The 25,284-nt window shown below is 51.9% G+C and carries 20 protein-coding genes; 5 read left to right on the forward strand and 15 right to left on the reverse strand.

What is annotated here, in order from left to right; all coding sequences use genetic code 11:
* Positions 1-19: 19 nt before the first annotated feature.
* Complete coding sequence (locus tag B9T62_RS15835; protein WP_087920291.1) at positions 20-1,030, reverse strand: 2-oxoacid:acceptor oxidoreductase family protein; 1,011 nt, start codon at positions 1,028-1,030, stop codon at positions 20-22.
* Positions 1,031-1,556: 526 nt separating this feature from the next.
* On the opposite strand from B9T62_RS15835, the gene B9T62_RS41280 reads away from it, so the two are divergent.
* On the forward strand, positions 1,557-1,682 hold the full coding sequence (locus B9T62_RS41280; RefSeq protein WP_281257736.1) for a hypothetical protein: 126 nt from the start codon (positions 1,557-1,559) through the stop codon (positions 1,680-1,682).
* A 589-nt stretch (positions 1,683-2,271) separates the two neighbouring features.
* Here the strand turns inward: B9T62_RS41280 and B9T62_RS15840 are convergent.
* From B9T62_RS15840 to B9T62_RS15875, 7 genes are all read right to left on the reverse strand, one after another.
* Positions 2,272-3,723 (reverse strand): nicotinate phosphoribosyltransferase, encoded by a 1,452-nt coding sequence (locus B9T62_RS15840; RefSeq protein ID WP_281257737.1) that lies wholly within the window; start codon positions 3,721-3,723, stop codon positions 2,272-2,274.
* Between the two features lie 92 nt (positions 3,724-3,815).
* The gene (locus B9T62_RS15845; protein ID WP_087916147.1) at positions 3,816-4,355 is read right to left on the reverse strand and encodes a cysteine hydrolase family protein; all 540 of its coding nucleotides are present in this window, start codon (positions 4,353-4,355) and stop codon (positions 3,816-3,818) included.
* Positions 4,356-4,419: 64 nt separating this feature from the next.
* The gene (locus B9T62_RS15850; protein ID WP_087916148.1) at positions 4,420-5,190 is read right to left on the reverse strand and encodes an NUDIX domain-containing protein; all 771 of its coding nucleotides are present in this window, start codon (positions 5,188-5,190) and stop codon (positions 4,420-4,422) included.
* An 87-nt stretch (positions 5,191-5,277) separates the two neighbouring features.
* A complete protein-coding gene (locus B9T62_RS15855; protein WP_245864609.1) occupies positions 5,278-5,694 on the reverse strand; it encodes a YlbF/YmcA family competence regulator in 417 nt (138 codons plus the stop codon).
* Between the two features lie 61 nt (positions 5,695-5,755).
* Positions 5,756-7,342, reverse strand: a complete 1,587-nt coding sequence (gene miaB / locus B9T62_RS15860; RefSeq protein WP_087916149.1) for a tRNA (N6-isopentenyl adenosine(37)-C2)-methylthiotransferase MiaB — start codon at positions 7,340-7,342, stop codon at positions 5,756-5,758.
* Positions 7,343-7,833: 491 nt separating this feature from the next.
* Positions 7,834-8,088: a hypothetical protein gene (locus B9T62_RS15870; RefSeq protein WP_087914532.1), complete on the reverse strand. Its 255-nt coding sequence runs from the start codon at positions 8,086-8,088 to the stop codon at positions 7,834-7,836.
* Positions 8,051-9,328: an IS91 family transposase gene (locus B9T62_RS15875; protein WP_169834369.1), complete on the reverse strand. Its 1,278-nt coding sequence runs from the start codon at positions 9,326-9,328 to the stop codon at positions 8,051-8,053. Before B9T62_RS15875 ends, B9T62_RS15870 begins: the two co-directional genes overlap by 38 nt.
* A 419-nt stretch (positions 9,329-9,747) precedes the next feature.
* Here B9T62_RS15875 and B9T62_RS15880 point away from each other — a divergent pair, with 419 nt between their 5' ends.
* Entirely contained in the window at positions 9,748-11,337 is a 1,590-nt protein-coding gene (locus tag B9T62_RS15880; protein ID WP_087916151.1) for an alpha/beta hydrolase, read from the forward strand.
* Positions 11,338-11,632: 295 nt separating this feature from the next.
* On the opposite strand, the gene B9T62_RS15885 is transcribed toward B9T62_RS15880, so the two are convergent.
* The 5 genes from B9T62_RS15885 to B9T62_RS15905 form a co-directional block, all read right to left on the reverse strand.
* Positions 11,633-12,727, reverse strand: a complete 1,095-nt coding sequence (locus tag B9T62_RS15885; RefSeq protein WP_087916152.1) for an NADH:flavin oxidoreductase — start codon at positions 12,725-12,727, stop codon at positions 11,633-11,635.
* A 681-nt stretch (positions 12,728-13,408) separates the two neighbouring features.
* A complete protein-coding gene (rhaD, locus tag B9T62_RS15890; RefSeq protein WP_087916153.1) occupies positions 13,409-14,257 on the reverse strand; it encodes a rhamnulose-1-phosphate aldolase in 849 nt (282 codons plus the stop codon).
* A gap of 61 nt (positions 14,258-14,318) precedes the next feature.
* Positions 14,319-15,575 (reverse strand): L-rhamnose isomerase, encoded by a 1,257-nt coding sequence (gene rhaA / locus B9T62_RS15895; RefSeq protein ID WP_087916154.1) that lies wholly within the window; start codon positions 15,573-15,575, stop codon positions 14,319-14,321.
* Between the two features lie 31 nt (positions 15,576-15,606).
* The gene (rhaB, locus tag B9T62_RS15900; protein WP_087916155.1) at positions 15,607-17,055 is read right to left on the reverse strand and encodes a rhamnulokinase; all 1,449 of its coding nucleotides are present in this window, start codon (positions 17,053-17,055) and stop codon (positions 15,607-15,609) included.
* A 24-nt stretch (positions 17,056-17,079) separates the two neighbouring features.
* Positions 17,080-18,231 carry an iron-containing alcohol dehydrogenase gene (locus B9T62_RS15905; protein WP_087916156.1) on the reverse strand — a complete coding sequence of 384 codons (1,152 nt, stop codon included), beginning with the start codon at positions 18,229-18,231 and terminating at the stop codon, positions 17,080-17,082.
* Positions 18,232-18,564: 333 nt separating this feature from the next.
* Between B9T62_RS15905 and B9T62_RS15910 the strand changes: the two genes are divergently transcribed.
* Positions 18,565-19,320, forward strand: a complete 756-nt coding sequence (locus B9T62_RS15910; RefSeq protein WP_087916157.1) for a DeoR/GlpR family DNA-binding transcription regulator — start codon at positions 18,565-18,567, stop codon at positions 19,318-19,320.
* A 444-nt stretch (positions 19,321-19,764) separates the two neighbouring features.
* Here B9T62_RS15910 and B9T62_RS15915 read toward each other — a convergent pair whose 3' ends face one another.
* Positions 19,765-21,309, reverse strand: coding sequence for a glycoside hydrolase family 43 protein (locus B9T62_RS15915; RefSeq protein ID WP_211296505.1), 1,545 nt, complete (start codon positions 21,307-21,309; stop codon positions 19,765-19,767).
* A gap of 126 nt (positions 21,310-21,435) precedes the next feature.
* On the opposite strand from B9T62_RS15915, the gene B9T62_RS15920 reads away from it, so the two are divergent.
* Entirely contained in the window at positions 21,436-22,290 is an 855-nt protein-coding gene (locus B9T62_RS15920) for an AraC family transcriptional regulator (RefSeq protein WP_169834392.1), read from the forward strand.
* 37 nt (positions 22,291-22,327) lie between these two features.
* On the opposite strand, the gene B9T62_RS15925 is transcribed toward B9T62_RS15920, so the two are convergent.
* Positions 22,328-23,770, reverse strand: coding sequence for a glycosyl hydrolase family 28 protein (locus B9T62_RS15925; protein ID WP_087916160.1), 1,443 nt, complete (start codon positions 23,768-23,770; stop codon positions 22,328-22,330).
* A 329-nt stretch (positions 23,771-24,099) separates the two neighbouring features.
* Between B9T62_RS15925 and B9T62_RS15930 the strand changes: the two genes are divergently transcribed.
* Positions 24,100-25,206 (forward strand): glycoside hydrolase family 88 protein, encoded by a 1,107-nt coding sequence (locus B9T62_RS15930; RefSeq protein WP_211296463.1) that lies wholly within the window; start codon positions 24,100-24,102, stop codon positions 25,204-25,206.
* Positions 25,207-25,284: the final 78 nt, after the last annotated feature.

Consider the following 25,284-nt stretch of genomic DNA (forward strand, 5'->3'; position numbering starts at 1 on the left):
TCCGCCTTTCTTCCGTTAATTAAGCTTGGGTAACCAGATCAAATACGTGGCGCACTGTATGGCTCTCCGCATAACCTTCTTCTTCGCGTTCACCGGACAGGGCCGTTGTAGGACAAGCTTCAACGCATTTCAGGCAGCCCTTGCAATATTGATAATCGATTCCCTGCAGGAACATCTGTGGACGGCCCTTCTTGTCAGGCTGTTCGTCCCAGACGAAACACAGGTCGGGACATACGGTATCGCACTGCGCACAATGGATGCAGTCCTCCGCTTTGAATTGCGGCAGCATGCCGGAACGGGAGATACTGAGATCCTTCAGGAAGCTGCTGCCCGGATTAATAATGGTTCCGCCGATCGGCTGCGTCTCATACCCCAGAGCCGAAATATCGGAGCGGACAAATTGCGGCATGGAAGCACCCTGCGGGAGCGGGAAATGCATAAACTTCACTTCACTGAATCCGCGCTCAAACGTCGTCAAGGCCGATTGCACAGCCTGCGGATATTTTTTGCCCAGCGACTTCTCGATGACACCTTTCATAATTTCCGGATCAAGGAAATCACACATCCGGAACAAGGCCCCCAGCATGGCCATATTTACCCGGTTCTTCTCGTCCAGCGCAATGCTGGTTGCATCCACTACCGCTACGGTGCCGGCAATCATTTTCATCGAGGATTTCAATTGCTCCGGTGATTTGACTGAATTGACCAGCACGATGCTGTGATCATAAATTCCGCTGGTTACATTAACGGTCTTGGCCAAGGCCTCGTGAAAAACACCGACGACATGCGGACGTTCCACGGGAGAAGTATCACGGATAGGCGTATGGAGATCACAAAAACGGATATGCGCTTTGACCGCAGACCCTTTTTTCTCCGAACCATAGGACGAGAAGCTCACTCCGTTCATTCCGGCACCGACCACACCCGCTTCGGCCAGCATTTTCCCGGCCAGGTTCGCCCCAAGGCCCCCTATTGATTCCAGACGAATCTCGAAGAATCCGAGCTCGTTTACTTTTGGTAACTGTACCACCGACATAGCCCCTTTCAAAATGTCAACTAGAATAACATCCTTTTGACTTTTTCAACGATTGTAACTTGATTTTGCAAGCCGCGAAGTGACAAATCTTGCATCTTCCGCACTTTGGGAATCACATTTATTTATAGAATGCAATGGAATTCTTTATACACGACAGGGCGACGTAACTTCAATAGAAGCTATCCTGCCATCAAAGCGCGAAATTGTGTACGAACTGTGAATACTGCTTGGCCCAAGTTCAAACGGAACGATCTGTCACCCTTAATTTAGCAATAAAATTAAAAATTAAGATGTTAAATTTGTCACATTAAACATGATATAAGTCACACAAAAAAGCAGCAAGCTTATGGCTCAAAGGAAATGCCACGCTGCAGGACGGATCTGCTCCCTGTTTCAGTTCAATCTCAACCGGTTATTCGCATTCATTAAGGTAAGCACACGAACTTTCTCCATATTCCATAATCTGCTATAATAAAACGCAGAGCGTGAGACACATTAGATCTGATGAGGAAGTGTTAGGATGGATAAGCGCAGATTTACCAAAGTGACCTCCAGGGACTTTACCCAAAAAACAGCCTGGTCTGCTCTTGACTGGTTTGTAGCCATACCAGGCACCATCGTCCGCTTGATTGCACAGATATTCTGAATTTTGAGCAAGCGGAGTCAACGAGACAGACCTCCTAAACGCCAAAAAGCAGGCAACCCGGGTAAAGACCCGGGTTGCCTGCTTTTAACGCTGCTGCGTATGCGCAATGTCGATCAATGCTCTGCCATTTCGCTCCCAGCGAGCAGTGACAGCAGAATTAACGGTATTATTGTTACTACTTAGGTCTCCGTGTGATAAGAGCATCAAAGACTCAGCACTATCTCTGATAGTTTTCTAATCCCATCCCGCCGATTTAGTTGCGAATATGCATCTAATTAGCCGATTATTTCCGTTTTGGAAGAAATAGATGCAAAAAGGCATCTAATTTGGGCATTTGAGCGTTCCAGACTAGATTTATTCGAGATTAGTTGCAGATTTGCACTTATTCGCCTCCTGATAGGAGTTTAGCTGAATTTAGTTGCAGTTTCGCATTTATTTGCTCCAAATGTCCAAGGGCAACATTCTAAATCCTCACTGGAACCTAAGTAGTAACGTTTTTTCCTATAAGGTAATTTCGTGCCTGTTTGCATATCGCCCCTAACATCCCGACATTAGAATCCGCTCAGATGTCAGTTGCGCTCAGCCGATCCTACTCCTGATCACTCTGCATATGCTCTGCAATCAGCTGCTGCTTGCGGCTCCAGACCTGCTGGCTGAGGTTCACGCGGTAGACCTCGGGATTCAGCTTGCGCAGGTACTCGGGCCAGAACAGGTCAAGCTGCTCGCGGTGGTAGCGACGAATCTCATTCAGATCCGGCAATTTGTACACCTGGAAGCCATTAACGTAGATTGGCTCCAGCATCGGCAGCGCCTCGTAGCGGTCTACATGCTTCTTCATATAGGGATGCAGCGGGTTGAACAGCTTCAGCCGTGCGCCGCTGCGCGGGGCATCGTCTTCAGGATAACTGATATAGTCCGCCAGTGCCCGCCCTTTGTCGCCGATAATGCGGTAGACTTCTTTTTTGCCCGGAGTGGATACCTTCTCAGGGTTCGAAGAGATCTTGATGGTCGGGGTCATCTCTCCGCTGGCTGATTCGATCTCCACCAGCTTGTAGACTCCGCCAAGCGACGGCTGGTCGGAGGCTGTGATCAGCTGGGTGCCCACACCCCAAGTATCAATCGCCGCCCCCTGCAGCTTCATATCCATGATTGTGTTCTCGTCCAGATCGTTCGAGGCCACAATCTTCACATATTGCAGACCGGCCTCATCCAGCATCTTGCGGGCCTGGATCGACAGATACGCCAAGTCACCGCTGTCCAGCCGGATGCCCTGCATCCGTTTGCCCTGGGCCTCCAGCTTCTTGGCGGTGATGATCGCGTTAGGCACACCGCTGCGCAAGGTGTCGAACGTATCAACCAGCAGCGTCACGCCGTCCGGCATAACCTTGGCATAGGCATCGAACGCTTCCAGTTCACTTGCGAAACTCTGCACCCAGGAATGGGCATGCGTGCCCTTCGTTGGAATACCGAACAGCTTGCCAGCCAGCATGTTAGAGGTAGCATCGAAGCCGCCTACATAAGCGGCGCGGGCGCCCCATACGGCAGCATCCGCCTCCTGCGCGCGGCGTGTGCCGAATTCCAGCAGGATATCCCCGGAAGCCACCTGCTTGATCCGGGAAGCCTTGGTGGCAATCAGGGTCTGGTAGTTCATAAAGTTCAGAATCGCCGTCTCGACCAGCTGCGCCTCCATAATGGTGCCTTCCACCCGAATCAGCGGTTCATCCGGGAAGACCAAAGCCCCCTCCTTCATCGCATGAATAGTCCCCTGGAAATGGAACTGCAGCAGCTCTTCCAGAAAAGCGGGGGCGTAATTCTCCTCCTGCTCAGAGAGATAGCGGATATCCTCCTCCGTGAAGCGCAGTCCGCCGATATAACCGACAATCCGTTCCAGTCCCGCAAACACAGCATACCCGTTCCCGAACGGCAGCTTGCGGAAATAAGCCTCAAATACAGCCTTACGTTTATGGGTCCCGTTGACCCAGTGGGCGTACATCATATTGATCTGATATTTGTCAGTATGTAGCGCAAGCTCTCTTCTCAAGTCCTCATCTCCTAATGTCTTCGCTGCTGAATCTGCGGGATGTTTCCCCTGCTGCATGCTCTAGTTAATTCTGTCCGCTGTTAAACGGACCCTTAAGCTTTCAGAACCGTTGCCCCAAGGCTGCCGCGGAAGTGACCGAGTGCCCATTCATGACCAGCAGGATTGAAGCTGGCGACGGCATCCTCATGCACAGTGATGGCAAATCCCAGATTATAGGCGTCTACCGCTGTATGAAGCACACAAATATCCGTGCAGACTCCAATCAGGTGCAGCTCAGTAATGCCGCGCTCACGCAGCTTCAATGCCAGATCAGTGCCGCAAAAAGAGCTGTAGCGGGTTTTGTCCATCCAATAGATCCGCTCGCGGTTGGCCTCATATACCTGCTTCAGGCTGCCATACAGCTCCCGGCCTGCGCTGCCGCGCAGATTATGTGACGGGAACAGCTTGGTTTCCGGATGGTAGGGGTCATTCTCCTCATGCAGATCCACGGCCATCACCACGAAATCGCCATTCTCCACAAACGATGTGGTCAGTTCGCTGACCCGGGGGGCAATATCAATGCCCGGCTGTCCAACCGGCAGGCTTCCATCCACGAAATCATTGGTAAAGTCAATTACGATCAGCGCTCTCATAGGGTTACCTCCTCAAATTACTGCGTTCATAACCTGTATATTAGAAGCATGTGATTTAAGACACTTAAGTATAGATGGACAATAACGGCTCATGTTCCGTGAAGGTGTACAGCTGCGCGGGGCGCTGGGAATATTGGTTGGAGCTGAGCGGATTGCCTGCCTCGTCCCTTACTTCCTTTAAAATACCCTGACGGCTGCGAGTTGAAGTGATTTTGCGGATAAAATTAGGCTCTTTGAATTCCGGCACTACCGTCTGGATCACCTGGTACAGCTCACTGAGCGTGAAATGCTGCGGCAGAAACTGCCGGGCAATCGTGGTCTGCAGCATCTGCTGCTGAATCCGCAGGTAGGCGTCCGTTATGATATTATGATGGTCAAAAGCCAGCTCCAGCTCTTCCAGCGCTTCCTGAAGGGTGAACAGCCCCACCTCGCCCGCATCATCCGAGGCCTGGCGCTGTTCCAGCATCCATTCCTCCACCAACGCGAAGAAGGCATGACTGATAATCCAGCCGCGCGGATCACGTCCGGGGGTACTGTAGACGCCCAGGTACTCCAAATGTCCGCCATCGACACCCGTTTCTTCCTTCAGTTCGCGTGTAGCCGCATCATAAATAGACTCATCCTCCTGGCAAAATCCGCCGGGCAGCGCCCACATTCCGGCATAAGGCCATTTTTTGCGCCGTACCAGCATCACCTTCAGTTCACGCAGCGGCAGCGTCTTGGTGACGGTCTTGCGCTCACGTTTGGTTAAGGTAAACATCACAATATCGGCCGGGACTCCGTCCGGTGTGCGGTATTTTTTGGCGTTATAGGTTTGTTCTCCGTTCTCGCTCAATGTTGATCCATCCTTTGCCGCAGCTTTAAGTTCTACTATCCATTTATAAAAAGGGACGGATTGTCATCCGCCCCAGCAACTTCAGGGTTAATCACCGCAGGTGGACGGAGGGGCTTCTGTGCCGGCCTCTACATTGATTTTGTCAGATACAGTATCGCGGATGACGGAAATCACCAGCTGCAGCAGATAGTTAATATCCGTCTGGCTCTGCTGGAATTCGTTCACCACCGGAATGGAGTCAATCTCATCCTGCAGCTCTGCAATCTCCTGCTCAATCTTCGCGACCATGGTTTTGTTCTTGAAGCTCTCGAAGGCGACGATCTCCTTCTGCTTCTTTTTGATCGTTGCGATCAGCCCCTGAACCCGCTCATGATTGTTAATCTTCATTTCTGCCTGCTGATAATGGCGCACTTCCTCGCTGGTGGAGATCAAGGAAGCAAGCTCCTTCGCTTTGCCCATAATATCCTCACGCACGATCAGATCACGGGTATCAAAAGTCTTCATCCCGTAGGCATTCACACGTTGTTGCTCCTCATTCACCGGCCTTCGCCCCATTTCTATAGAATTAATGGACTGCTGCGGCTTCTGCCACACAATCCCCTTTAATGTACCATGTTTTGGTATCGGTAATCCGTACCTTCCTGAAGCTGCCGATCCATTCCTGCGGTCCTTCAAAATGCACCAGCTTATTGGCGCTGGAACGGCCGGACAACATATGGGCATTGTTCTTGCTCTCGCCTTCAACCAGCACTTCAACCATCTGGCCCAGCATGGAATCATTGTTCTTGCGGCTGAGTTCCTTGATCAGGTCATTCAAGCGCTGCAAGCGTTCGCTCTTCACAGCCATCGGCACATTATCCTCCATCCCTGCGGCAGGCGTACCTTCGCGCGGAGAGTAGATGAACGTATAGGCCATATCATAACCGACTTCACGCACCAGGGACAACGTCTCCTCGAACTGCTCTTCGGTTTCGCCGGGGAATCCAACGATGATGTCGGAGGTGAGCACCGCGTTCGGAATGCTGGCCTTGATCTTGCTCACCAGCTCCAGATAAGCTTCGCGGGTATATTTACGGCTCATTTTCTTCAGAACCGCCGTGCTGCCCGATTGAACCGGCAGATGGATATGCTCGCTCAGGTTCCCGCCTTTGGCCAGCACCTCGATCAGCCTGTCGTCGAAATCGCGCGGATGCGAGGTCATGAAGCGGATGCGTGGAATATCAATCCGCCGCATATCATCCATCAGATCGCCGAAGGTGTACTCCAGATCGCTGAAATCCTTGCCATAGGCGTTCACATTCTGACCCAGCAGTGTGATTTCCTTAAATCCCTGGCGGGCCAGTTCGCGCACCTCGGCAATCACGTCCTCCGGACGACGGCTGCGCTCCTTGCCCCGGGTGAACGGTACGATACAATAAGTGCAGAATTTATCACAGCCGTACATAATGTTGACCCAGGCGCGCATGCCTTCACGTTTCTTCGGCAGGTTCTCAATAATGTCGCCTTCCTTGGACCAGACCTCTACAACCAGCTCCTTGCTGAATACCGCCTCTTGAATGAGCTGGGGCAAACGGTGAATATTGTGAGTGCCAAAAATCATATCAACGAAGCTGTGCTTCATCATAATCCGGTTGACGACACCCTCCTCCTGCGACATGCAGCCACAGACACCGAGCATCAATCCGGGCTTCTCGAGCTTCAGCGTCTTCAGATGACCCAGCTCTCCGAACACCTTGTCTTCCGCATTCTCACGGATCGCGCAGGTATTCAGCAGGATGAGGTCCGCCTCATTACGGTCCTCTGTACTGTGGTAGCCCATCTGCTCCAGCAGGCCTTTCATCGTTTCGGTATCATGCTCATTCATCTGACAGCCATAGGTGGTAATGTGGTACAATTTATCTTTACCGAAATCACGCATTTCTTCCGGAATCTCGAAGCCATAATGCACCTCGATGTCCTCTTTGCCGCGCCGTTTGCCTTCTTTATAGTCGGGCTGGCTATTGATCTGAATGTTGCGGCCTTTGATCCGGTAGGTGGTTTTGCCTTCCTCTTCACTGATCACCTTGGCATCGCTGAAATTGAAATACTGGGAGTAATCCTTGGAACCGCCCGGGCCGAATTTTAAGTTCGGAGAACTGTTCTCTTTCATCATTGATTCCACATCCTTATATGAAAGCATCTTAAACCCTTATTTATCTTCGCTAAGTAAAAATTATACCATAAAACATCGATCCCTCCCAAACCCTCCCTTCCAAGGGAGGGCCCCAAAGGGTTGCACCCTCTGGACACCCGCAAGTTTGGCGAATGAGTCTGGCTGTACGGTGATTAGGCGGCTGGGAGGGGGGGAGCGCTTATCCCTGCGGGACCGCTTGGACGCCCGCTTGGTCTGGCCCGCTATCCCTGACGGGATGCGAGCCTGGCTAAAGTCAAAGGCGGGCTGTTCCTTCGGAATTCGCAAAACCCTAAGATCAAAGGCGGGCTGTTCCTGCGGAATTCGCAAGATCCTAAGGGCAAAGGCGGGCTGTTCCTTCGGAATGCGCAAAACCTTAAGGGCAAAGGCCGGCTGTTCCTTCGGAATGCGCGAGACCTTATCCACAACAGAACAAAATCACCCTGGCGGGTGAATAACTTTCTAGCCAGCGGTTATTTATCCGCTGGCTCTTCTTTTCTCACCAAGGTTCCATTACAAACAGGACAGAAAAACTCTGGGGATTCTCCGCCTTCCAGTTCATACGAACACTCGGCTACTATAAATTCAGGTACAGGGTCCATCATCCCACATTTCACGCAGATATAATCGATCCATACCTCTGGCTCCTCTTCTTCCTCCCATGGATTCCATAGGTCCAGTTCTTGTTCTTTATCCTGTCCGGACTTTTGGCCCTGTTCTTTTCCCATGACTTCGTATCCCCCATTTCTTTTGGTTTTCATATTCTCGCTGCTCGTCATAATAATAAATTCTCCCATATTCCGCATGCCAAATCACCACAAGCAACATCCGGTGCTTGCAGCAGGGACAAAGCATCGGGTCTCGCCCATAGCTCTCCAGCATCCGCTGGCGGTAGCTTTTCTTCTTCCTTTCCTCCGCTGGAAAAGTCATCTCGATTTGTTTGTGCACCATGTACCGCCACAGATTAATTACCTTTTGTGACTCTTTGTTTTTCCCCCGGCTGTATAGACCATAGCGCCCCACCATCCGAAAATGCTTGGGCGGAATGTGCTGCACCAGATCGTAAATGAATTTCATTACCGGCGATACCACATCCACCCGTTTGCCCGTTCGGTGATCCTCATACCAGTAGTGCACCTTGTGGTAGTTGTAGCTTACTACCCGGTACTCCGCGATCGCCGGACGCGCCAAATAGCGCCCAATGTATTTCGCTGCTCCTCGGGCATTTTTCATCCGCTGCTCCGCATTCACATAAAACCCCTGCGAATAGCGCTGGTATAACTCATTCACCAGTCTCTTTACACGTTCTTCCTCCGGATACCATTTCATCATTAAATCCAGTAGCAGTTTCTGCCACGATTTCCGCAAGTACTCATACGAGATATACTCCGCCTTCTTCCACTCCTTGTTCCGGTCTAGCGCGCCTTCCGTAATTAGCGCATGGATATGCGGATTAAACTTTAAATCACGGCCAAAGGTATGAATCACGGTAATCACACCGACTTCGTATTTCTTGCTCTTATTTTTCCGCCGGTAATAATATTGAATGACCTTGGCCACTTGGTTACTCAGTTCATTTAACTTCCGCCGGTCTTGAAAGAATACCTTGCGTAGTTCTTCAGGCACTGTAAATACGAGGTGGCGATGAGGTACATCTAGTATTCGTTCTTGCTGCTTTTCCGCCCATTCATCCGTATATTTCTTCCCACATCCATGACAAAAACGGCTTTTACAGGTGAAGCAAATAAACACGGGTTCCGGCGTTCCCTCCGTGCATCCCTTGCACTCATATCTGGCATAGCCCATATCCCGTGTACCACAGCGTATCGCTTTATTCACGGTTTCTATCATGCTACTGTGGAGTTCCTTGGGCAGATGATGTCCGTGCATTTCCATGAATCCATGAAAGTGATCTTTTAAAATCTGCCGGATGACTCCTCGTTTCTTCCACGTTTCCTGATTCTTCACGTCCATCCCTCCTCCTTTTTTCATCGGAGTTATCCACATTTTTTTACACTCTATAATTTCCTATACAATCAAAAAACCTCCCACAAGGGAGGTTTGGATTACACCTGACTTCAGGCTGCTTTATTTCTGCGGCTTCTTGCCGGGAATAACCATCTTCACATAGAACATGCGGTATTGCTCTTCTTTGACAATAATGCAGTGAAATACCTTCATCTTAGGGGTTCATCTCCTCTGAAATGATACTTTAGAGCAATTCTAGCAAAGGTCCGCTACACTTTCGTTACACATTTCGTCAAAATTCCGCATTTTGTGATAAAAAAACCTATTTTTACGATATAATTAACTCCATTAAGATGATCTTAAGAATGCAGTAACATTCTTAAGTTCACGTTCTATATAAAGTATAAAGGGGTGCAAGGATGCCTTATATTCTAAAAGACAAGGTGCAGCTATACTACGAGTATGAGTCTGCCCATACCCCAACCGAACACACCGAAACGATCGTGCTGGTTCACGGAATCGGATTTGACCTGCGGGGCTGGGATTTGATTGTTCCTTATATCACCAGGGATTATCATGTTCTTCGTTATGATTTCAGGGGGCACGGGTCAAGCGACCGTGGAGAAGAAACGCTTGCCGACACTGTAATGGTGGATGATCTGAACTATATTCTGGATTATTTCCAGATCAATTCCTTCCATATAGTTGCCCATGGAGCGGGCAGTATTATCGCCTTATATTATACCGCCGCTAATCCCGGCAGAGTACAGTCCAATGCCCTGCTGTCGCTGCCGCTATTCATCTCGATGGACACGGCCTCCAAATATACCTCCTACCGCAAAGCGCTGATCGGGAATTCGATGTACGCGCTGGCGGATCATGTCATTCCCAATGTGACGCTGCTGGCAAGGGACACGCCGGAAATCAACAAGCTGTATGAAGCCTTCGCCAAGGTAACGATGGAGGTCTATTTCGAGGTGCTGGAGTTTTTCCTGAACGCCCACAGCGAAATCTTTGAAATGTTCAAAAAAAATACAGTGCCGACGCTGATGCTTACCGGTGAGCAGGACCCGATCTATCCCCCTTACCTGTCCGGCCTGATCGCCTCCTCCAGTCCAGGCTGCCGGTATATGATCATCTACAACTCATCGAATATGGTGTTCTATGATCAGCCGGAGGAGACGTATAACCAGATCAAGCGCTTCTTCGAGAACCGTCCGGCGAAAAAAACAAGCATCGACCCGCTGCTCCAGAATCTGCATTCCGACTTCCTGAATCTGGTCGACAATAACGCTGCGCCAGCTGTACAGCCTGCCGCAACCCGTCTAAGCATTAAGCTGATTAACCAGTTTCAGGTCCAGTTGGACGGTGATCCGATACTGGGCGGCTGGGGCAGACGAAACGCCAAGGAGCTGCTGACCTATCTGCTGCTGAATCCCAGCGTGGACAGAGACCGGCTCTGCGCCGACCTGTGGCCCGATATGGACATAACCAAAGCCAGAGGCCTGCTCCGAGTGTGTCTGGCCCATTTGAAGCAGCTGCTGCAGAACGATCAGACCCGGGTGCTGCATATCGACAAGAAACAAATCTCGCTCTCCAGCGCCGTGGACTGTGATCTGACAGATCTGCTGGAGACGATCAAATGGGCCTCTGTCCAGCAGGAGCTTAGTTATAAGGAAAATATCATTCAGGAGCTGTTCCAGAATGTGGACGGCAATTCCTTCCGCAATCTGGACCGGGATTGGAATATGACGCTGCGCATCCGTACCGAAATCCAGCTGATTGACATCGCTCACAAAATGGCCGCACATCTGCTAGCCCAGCATAAACCGCTGGAGGCCATAGCCTACCTCAAACATGTGATCCTGCTTAATCCAGAGGAGCATCAAACGTACGAGCAGATCGCCCGCTTGTATGAACAATGCGGCAACGGCACGGAGGCTCAGAAATGGAGAGCACGTGCAGCCCATGAGGTTGCCGAACCCCGGTCAACGTATACAACTGAATAACCTGCAGCTTGACTTCATGCTTCACTTAGTAAGAAGAAACGGCTTCGCCGTCCTCTGCAAGAGGCGGCATCCGTTTCTGCGAAAAATAGAAGGATGAATTATAGTGTGGAACATATAATTTCTTATATTTCAAGTGGAAACGGCTACGCCGTCCTTTTATAGGACGGGGCGTTTCAGCGAGAAATAGAAGGATGATTTATAGGGCGGAACATATAAATCCTTATATTTCAATAAAGGGCAGACCTCCGCGCCATTCGGCGGGAGGTCTGCCCTTTATTCAAGTTTAAACACTTTCTTAAGCTAAGGTTTGGGTCGACTCACGGGTAAAGGGAAGGATGTCATCTGTTCTGCCGCTCTGCAGCTTAGCCGGCCAGGCCGGATCACTGATCAGCGCTCGGCCTACAGCCACCAGATCAAACTCTCCCTGCTCCAGACGCTGCAGCAGGCCGGAGATGTTGTTCTCATCATTGTCGGCTACATCCCCGGTCACGAAATCACTGTTTAGGCCAACGGAACCCACAGTAATCGTCGGTTTGCCGGTGATCTGCTTCGTCCAGCCCGCCAGATTCAGGCTGGAGCCTTCGAATTCAGGCAGCCAGAAGCGGCGGGTCGAGCAGTGGAAAATATCGACCCCTGCATTACTGAGCGGTGCCAGGAAACGGGCCAGCTCCTCTGGTGTATTGGCCAGCTTGTCACTGTAATCCCCCGCTTTCCACTGGGAGAAGCGCAGCACAATCGGGAAATCCGAACCTACCGCACGGCGGCAGGCATCAATCACCTCTACAGCAAAGGTGGTGCGTGCTTCCATATCACCGCCGTAACGGTCGGTGCGCTTGTTGGTCTTCTCCCAGAAGAACTGGTCGATCAGATAACCGTGCGCACCGTGCAGTTCAATCCCGTCGAAGCCGATCCGCTTCGCATCGGCGGCAGCTTGGGCATACGCGGCAATAATGCCGTCAATTTCCGCCTCGGTCATCGGCTCAGTGACCTGCTCGCCTTTGAGATTGAGACCGGACGGACCAATCGGAAGGACTTCGGCATTAGGCTCATCCCCGATCGAGCGAGCCATGCCTACATGCCACAGCTGTGGCATGATCTTGCCGCCTGCCGCATGAACCTCTTCCACGACATGGCTCCAGCCCTTCAGGGCTTCTTCACCGTAGAAGTTGGGGATGGCCGGATGGCTGACTGCGGACGGGTGATTGATCGCCGTTCCTTCGGTAATAATCAGCCCTACGCCACCTTCAGCTCGACGGCGGTAATATTCGGCCACATCACGGCCGGGTACGGCATTCGGGGAGAACGCGCGGGTCATCGGGGCCATAACCACCCGATTGGCTAGACTCAGATTGCCTGCCTGAAAAGGTTTGAATAAGCTTTTTGTGTTCATGTCAACCTCCGTTAAAATTAATCGATCCCTCCCAAACCCTCCCTTCCAAGGGAGGGCCCCAAAGGGCTCTGCCCTCTGGACTCCCGCAAGCTTGGCGAAGGAGTCTGGCTGTACTGTGATTAGGTAGCTGGGAGAGGGGATCACTTATCCCTGCGGGACCGCTTGGACGACGCAGGGTTTGGCCCGCGATCCCTGACGGGATGCGGGCCTAGGCTAAGGGCGGGCTGTTCCTGCGGAATTCGCAAATAATTCATAATTCCCTATACAATAACAGAAATCCGGGTATTCGCAAACTAATCTGCGAATACCCGGATTAATATAATAATGCTTAGTATGAAGTTACTGCTTAGGACCCCGTAGGTTAGGAGTATCAAAGACTAAGCGTCTGATTGCCACATCAGTCCAATCCACCGAATTAGTTACGAATCTGCATCTAATTAGACGTTTTTTTCCGTTTTAGAGCAAATAAGTGCGAAAACGCATCTAATTTCGAATTCTGAGCGTTAAACAATCATTTTCCTCAAAAATAGTTGCAGATTCGCACTTATTTGACCGATATCTGGAATTCCAGCTGAAATTAGATGCACTTTCGCATTTAATTTTCTCTGAATGCTCTAGTGTAGCATTCTACATCCTCAGCAGGACCTAAGTAGTAACCGTATGAACAACTTATGATCTGATCTATTCCAGCTCTAGAATTCCCGCTCGCGGTGTAACGCCAAAGGCGGCGGCCAAGTCGGCCAGCTGGCGGTCGGTGATCTTCTGCTTGATCTCTCTGCCGCCGATCAGGTTATAGACAATCGCAGCCTTCTCAATGGTTTCTACCAGCCCGAACGTCGAATCCATCGTTGTGCCTGTTACAAAGATCCCATGCTGCGGCCAGATGACTACGCGGTAATCCTTCATCTTAGTGGCGGTTTCGCGGCCAATCTCGCTGCTGCCGGGAACCATCCAAGGAATGACGCTGACGCCGTCAGGAAATACCACCAGACATTCGGTGCACATTTCCCAGAGGGTTTTGGTGAATTTCAGCTCATCCAGCTCATGGGTAAAGGTCATCGCAATTACGTTGGTAGCGTGGGTGTGCAGCACGATCCGGTGCTTCGGATCTACCTTCAGCCGTTCGATATGGCTCATGAAATGGGAAGCCAGCTCACTGGTTGGCACCGCACCATTGCGCAGGCCCCAGAGCACTTCCACGCTCTGCCCTTCTGCACTTACCCGCAGTATACCGAGGTTCGCTTCCGGGTCTTTGATTACATTGCGAAAATATTTGCCCGAACCGGTGACGATAAAATATTTGCCGGCCAGTTCCTTCACCGGAAACGTGAGCGCAATTGTCCGCAGAGGCTCGCGAATGTTAATGTATTTCGCTACTTCTTCTTCATCCAGCAGATAGCTGACATTCCCGCCGTTCAGTTCATCCCAGCCCAGCTCCCACATGTGGCGGGTAATTTCCGACATTTCCTGGATAAACGGAGCTTCTGTTCCGGCAATATAACCTGTCGATTCGATAACGGATGTGCTCATTATGTTGTCTCTCCTTTAGTTTCCAAGTCTAGTGCAGGGCTCTTCAGAACCTCTGCCCTTTCTATCTTGCTGCAAGCACTTCCTGCTCGTAAGTCTTCACATCAGCCAGCCATTGCTCACGCACCGGAGTGCCTTGAGTAGCACAGTAGTAATCCCAAACTGCCCCGAACGGATACGACTTGAACTCTTCCACGAGCGCCAGGCGGGAGGTATAATCTCCGTCCAGTTCCAGCTGCTTCAGCGTGGCTACCGGCTCCAGCATCGCGCGCAGCAGCGCCTTGATGGTATTGCGTGTGCCGATGACCCAGGCTGCAATATGATTGATGCTGCCATCGAAGAAATCGAGGCCGATATTCGTACGGCCCAGCAGGTCACCACGCACCAGCTCGCGGGCGATTTCCAGAAGTTCATCATCCATCGTTACTACATGGTCGCTATCCCAGCGGACCGGACGGCTGACATGCAGCAGCAGCTGCTCACTGAACATCAGAATGGAGGACAGCTTATTGGAGATGAATTCAAGCGGATGGAAATGGCCGGCATCCAGGCACAAGGCCTTGCCGCGTGTGAGGGCATATCCCATATAGAATTCATGTGATCCAACCACATAACTCTCGGACCCGATGCCAAACAATTTGCTCTCGACCGCATCGATGTTGTATTGCTTGTCGATCGGTTCGCTAAAAATCTCATCCAGCGATTCCTGCAGCCGCACCCGTGGCGCCAGACGGTCAACCGGCGTATCCTTGTAGCCGTCCGGCACCCAGAAGTTGGTTACACATGTCTGGCCCAGCTCACGGCCGAAATGCTCGGCAATTCTGCGTGAAGCTTTGCAGTGGGCAATCCAGAAGCTGCGGATTTCCTCGTCCGCATGACTGAGCGTGAAGCCGTCTGCCGCTTTGGGATGTGAGAAGCAGGTTGGATTGAAATCAAGGCCAAGCCCTTGCTCTTTGGCCCAGCTGACCCAGTTATCAAAATGACGGGGCTCCAGCTCATCCAGATCGACTGTTTCCTCGGTGTCAGCATAAATGGCATGCAGGTTGACCTTGTGTTTGCCGGGGATCAGCGACAGAGCCTTCTCCAGATCCTGGCGCAGCTCATCCGGCGTACCGGCACGGCCGGGATAGCTCCCGGTTACGGCAATACCGCCGCTTAGGGTTTTGTCCTTAAAAAGAAATCCTTGAACATCGTCGCCCTGCCAGCAATGCAGTGAAATCTTGATCTGTGCCAGCTTCTCCAGCACTTCCTCCACGTTGATCCCGTGCCCGGCGTATAATTTCTTGGCTTCGTTGTAACTGTTGATAATGCTCTGGTCCATGCTGCAGCCTCCTAAAGTTGTATTGTAGTTTCTATTGAAGTGCTTTCCAGCGGGTTACAATCCGCTCCAATTCAGGAACTGTCTCTGGAAAGTAATGCTTAATCTCAAAGGACCTGCCAACCAAGGCTCTGGCTTCCTTAATGTCGGCCAGGCTGCCTTCGCTGATCATCTGCACAGCCAGATTGCCCAGCGCCGTTGATTCCGTGGGTCCGGCCGTCACTTCCCTGCCGATCACATTCGCAGTCAACTGACAGAGCAGACTGTTATTTGCGCCGCCGCCGACGATCTGCAGCAGCTCGACGGGTTCTCCTGTCAGCTGTTCCAGCTCCTCCAGATAGGTCAGATAGGTCAAGGCCAGGCTGTCAAAAATGCAGCGTGCCAGCTCACCCGTCGTTTGCGGCACCGGCTGTCCGCTCTCTGCACAGGCATTGCGGATTTCCTCAATCATATTCGGTGGGTTGAGGAACCGCGGGGCGTTGCAGGGAATCAGGCTGCGGAAGCCTTCGGTTTCCCCGGCCTGCTGCGCCAGCTCCGCGAAGCTGTAACGGTTGCCGTCCAGTCTGCGCACCTCCTGAATCAGCCACAGGCCCATAATGTTCTTCAGGAAGCGGTAGGTTCCATAAGCGCCCCACTCATTGGTGTAGTTAGCTTCCATGGCCTGCCTGTTGTTGAGCGGCTGCTCCCGCTCCACTCCCAGCAGCGACCAGGTGCCGCTGCTGATGTAAGCTGACGTACGCCCTGCTTCCAGTGGTGCTCCCAGCACGGCGGAAGCCGTGTCATGAGTGGCCGCGCAGATGACCCGGCATACAGGCAGGTCATGCCCAGTCATTAGCGCAGCGGACAACGTGCCAAGCTCTTCACCAGGCTCGGTCAATCGGGCGAATTGCTCCCTGCGGATATGAAGTAAAGACAGCAGATCAGAGTCATAATCACGCGTATCCAGGTTCAGCAGCTGGGTGGTCGAAGCATTCGTGACTTCATTGATCTTACGGCCGGTTAGTCGGTAATAGAGGTAATCAGGCACAAGCAGGATCTGATCCGCTTGTGAAATTTCTTCCGGTGCATGGGCATACAGCTGATATAAAGTGTTGAAGCTTAAGCGCTGAATGCCTGTTTTGGCATAGACCTCAGCGGGTGAAATCCGCTCTGCGACCTGCTCCATCATCTGATCGGTGCGGCGGTCACGGTAGGCGTAGACCTCCTGGATGCGGTTTCCGTCCGCATCCAGAAGCACATAATCCACTGCCCAGGTATCGATGCCCAGCGTACACTGCTCAATTCCGCGGGCCTTGGCCTTGGAGAGTCCGTCTATCACCTGGTCGAACAAATAATCAATATCCCAGAAGCAGGAATTCTCCCGTTCTGTAAATCCGTTGCTGAAGCGGTGAAGCTCCTCCAGGGAGAGAACCCCGTCCCGGACCGTTCCGAGCACCAGCCGCCCGCTGGAGGCGCCAATATCGACGGCAATATGATAGTTCACAGGGAACCTCCTTATGAATGATAGCTAGAGTATTTTTTTGAACAGGGCAATAACCTCTTCTTTGGTCGGAATAAAAGGGTTCCCCGGTGCGCAGGCATCCTTCATCGCGTTCTCGGACAACAGGTCCAGATCGACTTCATCCACACCCAGCTCGGACAGCTTCGCCGGAATGCCCACTTCCTTGGACAAGGCCTTGATCGACTCAATCACGAAATCTGCGCATTCCTTGTCGCTCTTGCCTTCCACCTGCAAGCCGATGGCTTTGGCGATAGCTCTGAACTTCTCGGGCACATGCTTGGCATTCTCTTCTTCCACAAATGGCAGCAGCATTGCGTTGCAGACGCCATGTGGCAAATCATATACCCCGCCCAGCTGATGCGCCATAGCATGCACATAACCCAGTCCGGCATTGTTGAAGGCCAATCCGCCGAGGAAAATGGCATAGACCATCTGCTCACGCGCTTCGATGTCATGGCCGTTCTTGACTGTACGGGCAAGGTTCGCGAAGATCAGCTCTACGGCAGCCAGTGCAGTGGCATCCGTAACCGGATAGGCTCCCGGAGTCACCAGTGCTTCGATCGCATGGGTCAGGGCATCCATCCCGGTAGCTGCTGTAAGATCAGCCGGCTTATCCACCATCAGCTGCGGATCATTGACGGAAATGGTAGCGAGACTATTCTTGTCAACCATAACCATCTTCACTTTACGTTCTTCATCGGTAATTACATAGTTAATCGTTACTTCTGCAGATGTACCGGCGGTTGTGTTGACCGCTACAATCGGCAGCGCTTTATTCTTCGATTTATGAACGCCTTCATACTCCTTGATATGGCCGCCATTGGTGGCGATGATGCCAATCCCCTTCGCGGTATCCTGCGGCGAGCCGCCGCCGATGGAGATCAGGTAGTCACACTGATTGGCTCTCAGGAAATCCGCCCCGTCATGCACATTCTTGCAAGTGGGGTTGGGCTTCACTTCATCATAGACAACATACTCAATGCCCGCTGCATCCAGCACAGCCAGCAGTTTGCCGGCGATGCCGCTCTTCATCAGAAATTTATCAGTTACCACCAGCGCCTTCTTCAGATTCAGCTCCTGAATATAAGGACCGATTTCCTGCAGACAGCCTTTGCCCATAATATTGATGGACGGAACATAAAAGACATGTGTACTCATTTGATTGACCAGCCTCCCGATAATTTGTTCTTCAGCAAAACTCTAGTTTCCTGCTCTTTCTAACGTTCTCCTGCAGTTCCGGAAGAGAAAATGGCTCCGGCTGCAGCTCCTCAGGCTGGCCTCCGAGGATCTCAGCGGGCCGGCTCTGGCGTGCTCCGAATGCTATGCGCTTTCAGAGAATCTTCACCTTCTCATCGTAGCTTCGCAAATCTTTGTTGTCAACAAATAAAATAATAATAATGTTGTTTTTATTTGTTTACTGTCTGTTTTGTGCAGAATATAATAAGATCAATTATAGTTGTTGAATATAGATAACTCCGGAAGGTGATTGTGATGCTGGCTGCGGAAAGACGTAAGAGAATTATAGATTTGGTTCATCAGGACAAAAGAGTGCTCGTGGCCGATTTAAGCCGGATGTTCGAGGTAACGGAAGAAACGATCCGCAGGGATCTGGAGAAGCTGGAGAAAGACGGTATTCTTAGCCGCACCTACGGGGGTGCGATGCTGAACCGCCATACGAATGAGGATCTGCCTTTTGTCACCCGCAATGCCATCAACACGGACATCAAGCGCAATATTGCGCTGAAGGCGCTGGGCCTGATCAAGGACGGCGATACGCTAATGGTTGACCCCAGCTCGACGGCCTTTGAATTCCTGAAGCTGCTGGGTAACAAAAATAACCTGACCATTATCACGAATTCGGTCAATATTCTGCATGAGTTCGCTAATTCAGGCATGAACATCATTTCATCGGGCGGTTCCCTTCGTTACCGCTCTCTCTCTCTCGTTGGCCCGATTGCCCATGATACGATCCAGCGCTACAACGTGGATACAGCAGTGATCAGCTGCAAGGGGATTGATCTGGACCAGGGCATTACTGATTCCAACGAACCCGAATGCGAACTGAAGAAATACATGCTGCGCCAGGCCGAGAAAGTCGTGCTGCTGGCCGACCACACCAAATTTGGCAAAATAGCCTTCACGAAGCTGGTCGAGCTGGCGCGGGTTGACTGCCTGATTACCGACCGCAAGCCTTCGGACGCCTGGCTGAAAGCGCTGAAGGAGCAGCATATTGAAGTGCTGTATTAACGACGAACAAGCCCGCGTGCATATGCGCGGGCTTGTTTGCTTGCGCTAGATGAGCAAGACTGTCTGTTTGCGTTCACAGATGTGAGGGAAGGTTGCTTACGTTCAGCAGGGCCTCGCCGGGATGATACGCTTCAATAATACCCGGCAGCTTGCCTACGTATTTCATGAATAGCTTCTTCAGCTGCCGGCACATTGTGGTATACGCCCCTCTCCGCCACCTTGTAGATCATAAGATCGCTCGGCAACGTGCCATTGGATGGTTCAACGAACTAATGTGGACTTTTGGGAGGGGTAAATAAGGGGGGTCTTATTTTTGCTTACTTGTAGCCTTTGGGCTCGCACATCGCAAAGGCATTATTGCCTCTCATTTGGGTGTTTTTCCTTATATTACTCCCCATGGATACCATCCTGGATCTGATCATGCTGTAGCATATTAACTTCCTGTCAACTGAGTGCTTTATATTCAAAATAGGCGAAATAAGCCGGCAGCGCCTGCTGGTCCAGATCCTGGGCGCACAAGCAGGCATATGAGCCGGTGAAGCCAAGCTTGCCGCCGTATTCATCGGATAAGGTTCCGAAATCGAGCGGCGTACAGACCGCCGTCCAGGTGATGCCGTCCGGGGAAGCCGAGAACACCAGTTCACGGCCCTGGATTGCAGCCTTCAAATAATACCTCTCCCAGGTTCTGACCGAAATCTGCATGGAGGTAAGCTCATCGTATTGGCCGCCCCTGCACATCACGACGCCCAGGCAGGGGCCGCGCAGCTCATCCGCTGTAACACGTAAATAATAATAGTCCTTGTCATCATAGTAGAGCGCAAGTCCCGCCATCTGCATAAAGTGCTCAGGCGCAAACTCCAGACAGGTCGAGATCTCGCAGGCAAAATGCTGAATCGGCCGACCAACCAAGCTTTGGTCGAAATTAGAGGCCAAGGACTCCCGTCCTCTCAGCCGCAGATAGCCTGGACGTTCGCTGAGACTGGCCCAGTCCGGTTCAATCGGCACCCGCAGGCTCTGGTAAGGCGCCCCCAACTGGTCACGGTCGAATTCGTCCCGCCCGGGCACAGCAGGAAACGGATGCAGCGGCAGGTCCGGGCCCTCCACTTCAAGCGCAGGCAGCTTCCCGCCGTGTGCGAGACGCAGCCAGCCGTCCTCCGTCCATTCGCAGCGCTGGATCGCCGTCTCCCGCCCGAGTGGGTTCAGGGTCGCCGTTCCGGGGATGGGACGCGTGCACAAATGTGCCATATACCACTCGCCGCTCTGCGTTTCGACCAGTGAGCCATGTCCTGCCTGCTGGAAAGGATAAGTCAGATCATGTGCTGTGGTCATGATCGGGAAATCCGGGTCAGTCTCATAGGGACCGGTCAGAGTACGGCTGCGGGCCAGTGTCACCATATGATTGACACCTGTTCCGCCTTCAGCGACCAGCAGATAATAATAACCGCCGCGTCTGTACAGCTGCGGGCCTTCCGTTACGCCTGTCGGTGTACCGTGGTAGAGCTCATGGATCGGCCCGGTCAGCTTGCCGGTGTGAGGGTCATATTCCTGCATTACAATCCCTGAGAAGCTGCTGTGCTGCTTGCGGAAATCCCAGCGCATGTTCAGCAGCCATTTGCGGCCGTCCTCGTCATGGAACAGGAATGGGTCGAATCCGCTGCCGTTTAACCGTACCGGCTGGCTCCAGGGTCCCAGCAGATTCTCAGAGGTAATAAGATAATTATGCAGGTCTTTGTATACACTCTGGCGCGACTTCACATCGGTGTAGAGCAGATAATAGAGTCCGTCGTGGTAGGACAACGCCGGTGCCCAGATCGAGCCTGAGCTTCCGTTGCCGCGGAGACTCACCTGCGCTTCAGTCGTCAGCACACGGGTAAGCGTTCTCCAGTTCACCAGATCTCTGGAGTGGTGAATTTCCACGCCGGGAAACCATTCAAAGGTCGAAGTAGCAATATAATAGTCATGGCTGAGGACCTCCTGAAATAGGATAATGAGTTTATTTTGCTTTGTCCTGTTATTTCCAGCGAATTCCCCAATTTTTTATATCGCCTTCATTTGGAATACAGGTATAATGGACAGTACCACAAAATGTTTATTTTTTGTCATGATGGAGGCGCTATGAAACAGCTGTTTGAACCCGTTATTTTTGAAGGGCCACATACCTTGGTTTTCAATCCCAAGCTGTATACCGACGACCATTACAAAGGTTATTATCACTGGCATCAATGCTGTGAGATTATGTTAATCCATGCAGGTACTGGAAACGTGGTCGTGAATCAACAGATGTATGATATTCGACGGGGCATGCTGTTTTTCTTCCAGCCCTATCAGCTGCACCGGATTTATTCCGAGGTTTCCCCGGACCGGCCGTTTAAGCGTTCCATCTTCTATATTGATCCCCATGTGGCGGAGAAGCTGCTCACCGGCTTTGCCAGAAGCAAAACGATGTTCTCCTCGCTGTGGCAGGGTAAGGATACACTCGGTGCGTTCGACCTGCAGGACCAAGCGGCGGTAATGGAGTGGGTACTGGATACCTATCAGCAGAGCAGCCGGAGCCCGGAGGAGGATACCGAGAGCATTACCCTCCTTCTGCTTCAGCTGCTGAGCTGCATAGGCGATGGGCACCGGAATCTGCTGCAGCGCAGCGAACTTCGTCCGCTGCGCTACTCTGAAACCATCATGCACTGGATCGAAGACCATTATCATGAGGAAGTGAAGCTCGACCAGCTGGCAGAGGAAACTCATCTCTCCAAGTCCTATGTCTCACGGATCTTCCATCAGGAGACTGGCAGCCGCCTGGTCGACTATCTTACCGCACGGCGAATCAAGCAGGCTTGCCGGCTGCTCAGCACTACCGATCTGAGTGTGGAGCAGATTGGAATCGCGGTTGGTTTTCCCAATGCCTCTTATTTCAACCAGCTGTTCAAAAAAGTACTGGGCACAACACCGCTTAAATACCGCAAAAGCAACTGAGGATGCCCAGGCGGATGAACCAGAATACAATGGCAGCTTATTCTGTGGCAAACACGATATTCCGTGCGAACCCGTTGGTCAGAACCTGTTCAGTCTCGGCAGAGTCCACCCGCTCTCCGTTAATCACCAGATTCATGAAGGTTACGCCGTCGACAGTCCGCTGCTCATCGAAGCCGTAGATCCGGGAGGGCTGGACCATCCCACCGCTGAACACAATATCGCGGAAGGTGATGTTCTCAATGCCGGTTCCCGGCTCCGGGTTGTAATCCTTGTTCTGCACGACACGCACATCAAACAGCTGTCCCTGCTCAATATGCTCCACCCGGATGTTGCTGTAGAGCACATTGCGCACCGTATTGCGGTCGCCGGCATTAATCGCTAACGCCCCCCAATAATTCTCCTGCGGCTCATGGTGCTCCAGAATATCGATATTCTCGAACACAAGATTCTCAATGAGATCCCCGTTCCGATGATGGTCGCCGTGTATTCCAATCATCAGCGGATGAGCCACATCTGCCCAGAGAATGGAATCGCGCACACTGATATTGCGGCTGTCTCCATAGTAGTCCCAGCGTGAACCATAAATGGCGATGCAGTCATCCGAATTACGCATAAACACATCGCGGACCGCAATATCCGTGCTGGACATGATATCAATGCCGTCCGACCAGCCGCGGGTACTGAAGGCTTTGAAATTACTGATGCTGACGTCTGAAGACTGGCCGATAAAGATACTGTAATGCGGCGGATCAATCACCGTAATGCCTTCCACGGCCACTTTGCTGGAGAACACAATACGCACGCCCCGGAAAGCCGAATAACGGTGGAAATCAGCCAGGTAGATGATCCCGCGCCCACGTATAACCACATCCTCAACATGATCGCACACCAGCGAACCCACCAGCGCTGAACCACCCGCCAGATATACGGTAGTTCCCGATGGAACAGGCAACACTGTTTCTTCTATATAATGGGTACCCGGAGCAAAATAGAGCACCGACGGCTTCTCGCCGCTGGCTGCATCGGCTGTATCCAGCAGACGCAGAATATCCTGCGTGCGGTGTATGCCCGGCTTCAGCAGCAGCACATGCGATTCCTCCGGCAGCGGCGGCAGCAGCTCCAGCGGATTGGCGAACAAATGCAGATTGCGGAAGCGCTCCCCGTTAATTTCAACCGACAGCTTTTGTGGCCCATCCAATGTGAATCTGAGTGTGTTCCCTTCCGGCATACAAGTGATCCCGCGGGATGCAGGCGCAATGCTGATGCTGGACACCGCTGTGTAGAGACAAGTAATTTCAACCTCTGCAGTCCCTTCCAGATCAAAAAAAGCCAGCGATGCCGGCCGCACCTTATGCATATCCACCTTGACCTCATACACAAATATCTCCTGCCACTCCCCGCCGGTCGGGCGTACACGCACCAGGAAATCTTCCCTTGCCGGAATATCCTTCGGGGCTACATCTACCTGTACTATACTCATGCTTGTATCCTCCCTGTTGCTTCTGCTTCAATCTGCTCTGTTTTCATTTTATAAGCTCCCGGTCCCTATAATAAGCTGCAGCCGGCTTCCATAGTTATAAATAAATATGAGAAAATGTTTGTATTTTGTCCGAAGACTGCTGGCTTATGGACATGCACTGGAGTTTAAGATGCTGTTTGGCCTATCTGCAATGGAAACATGACAAAATCAGAATATTTTCTAATATTCTATTACAACTTCTGCATACGCTTAATCGATATACTCTAAGAGATTCCAGCAGAGTTCTGGAAGATAACATGAAATCAGCAATTACACAGGAGGTTCAACCCATGAGTCAACCCTATTGGCAGGAAATCATGAACAGGCTGGACAGCAAAGCCGAGCGGATGATCGCTCAGATCGGTGATAAATGTCCGCATTTCGCCGGGGAGGACGGCAAATTTGACGATATTGCCTCCGACTGGTGGACTACAGGCTTCTGGCCGGGTCTGCTCTGGATCATGCATGACATGACCGGCAAAGAAATCTACAAGGAAGCTGCCTGGCATTGGGATGGCACACTGGAACAGTGGTTTATTAAACCCACGTTAGAGCTGCACCACGACGTAGGGTTCCAGTTCCTGCCGACTGCGGTAATCAAACACACCCTCACCGGGGATGAGGAGGGTCTGCGCAGAGGTATCGAAGCCGCCAACTTCCTGGCTGCCCGTTACAACCCGGCAGGCAGGTTTATCCGTGCCTGGAACGAGGACAAATATGGCTGGGTGATCATCGACTGCATGCTGAACATCTCGCTCCTCTTCTGGGCCAGCAAGGTTACCGGAGACCCCAGGTATAAGCATATTGCCATCAGCCATGCTGAAACTACCATGCAGCACGGTATCCGTGAGGATGGTTCGACCAAACATATTCTATCTTTTGATGCCGAAACAGGAGCATACCTGGAGTGCTTCGGCGGCCAGGGACGGGCTCCTGACTCTTCCTGGAGCCGTGGCACATCTTGGGGCCTGTACGGCTTCACGAATACTTACCGCCATACCAGCGACGAGCGGTTCCTGAACACCGCCAAACGGATTGCCCATTATTTCATCGCCGCCCTGCCGGAGGATCATGTGCCTTATTGGGATTTCCGCCTGGGAGATGATGAGCGGTTGTTCCGCGACAGTTCGGCTGCCGCGATCGCTGCCTCCGGTCTGCTTGAATTAGCTGATGTTGTGCCTGCGGCCGAGCGATCACTGTATGCCCATGCCGCCGAACGTATTCTGCGTTCGCTGACCGAGAACTACGCCACCTGGGATCAGCCGGAGCACGAAGCCATCCTGCTGCATGGCACAGGCAGCGGCACTTCTTTCATTGATGTGTCGTTAATCTACGGCGATTATTACTATGTGGAAGCCATAGCCAAGCTTAACGGCTGGAAGCACCGGATCTTCTAGCGCCCTTCAGCCGCATGGGCCTTATAATTCCCAAAAAAAGATGCCTAGGCCATCAATCGGCCTGCAGGCATCTTTTTT

The sequence above is a fragment of the Paenibacillus donghaensis genome (genome assembly GCF_002192415.1).
GTDB classification, from domain to species: Bacteria; Bacillota; Bacilli; order Paenibacillales; family Paenibacillaceae; genus Paenibacillus_AQ; species Paenibacillus_AQ donghaensis.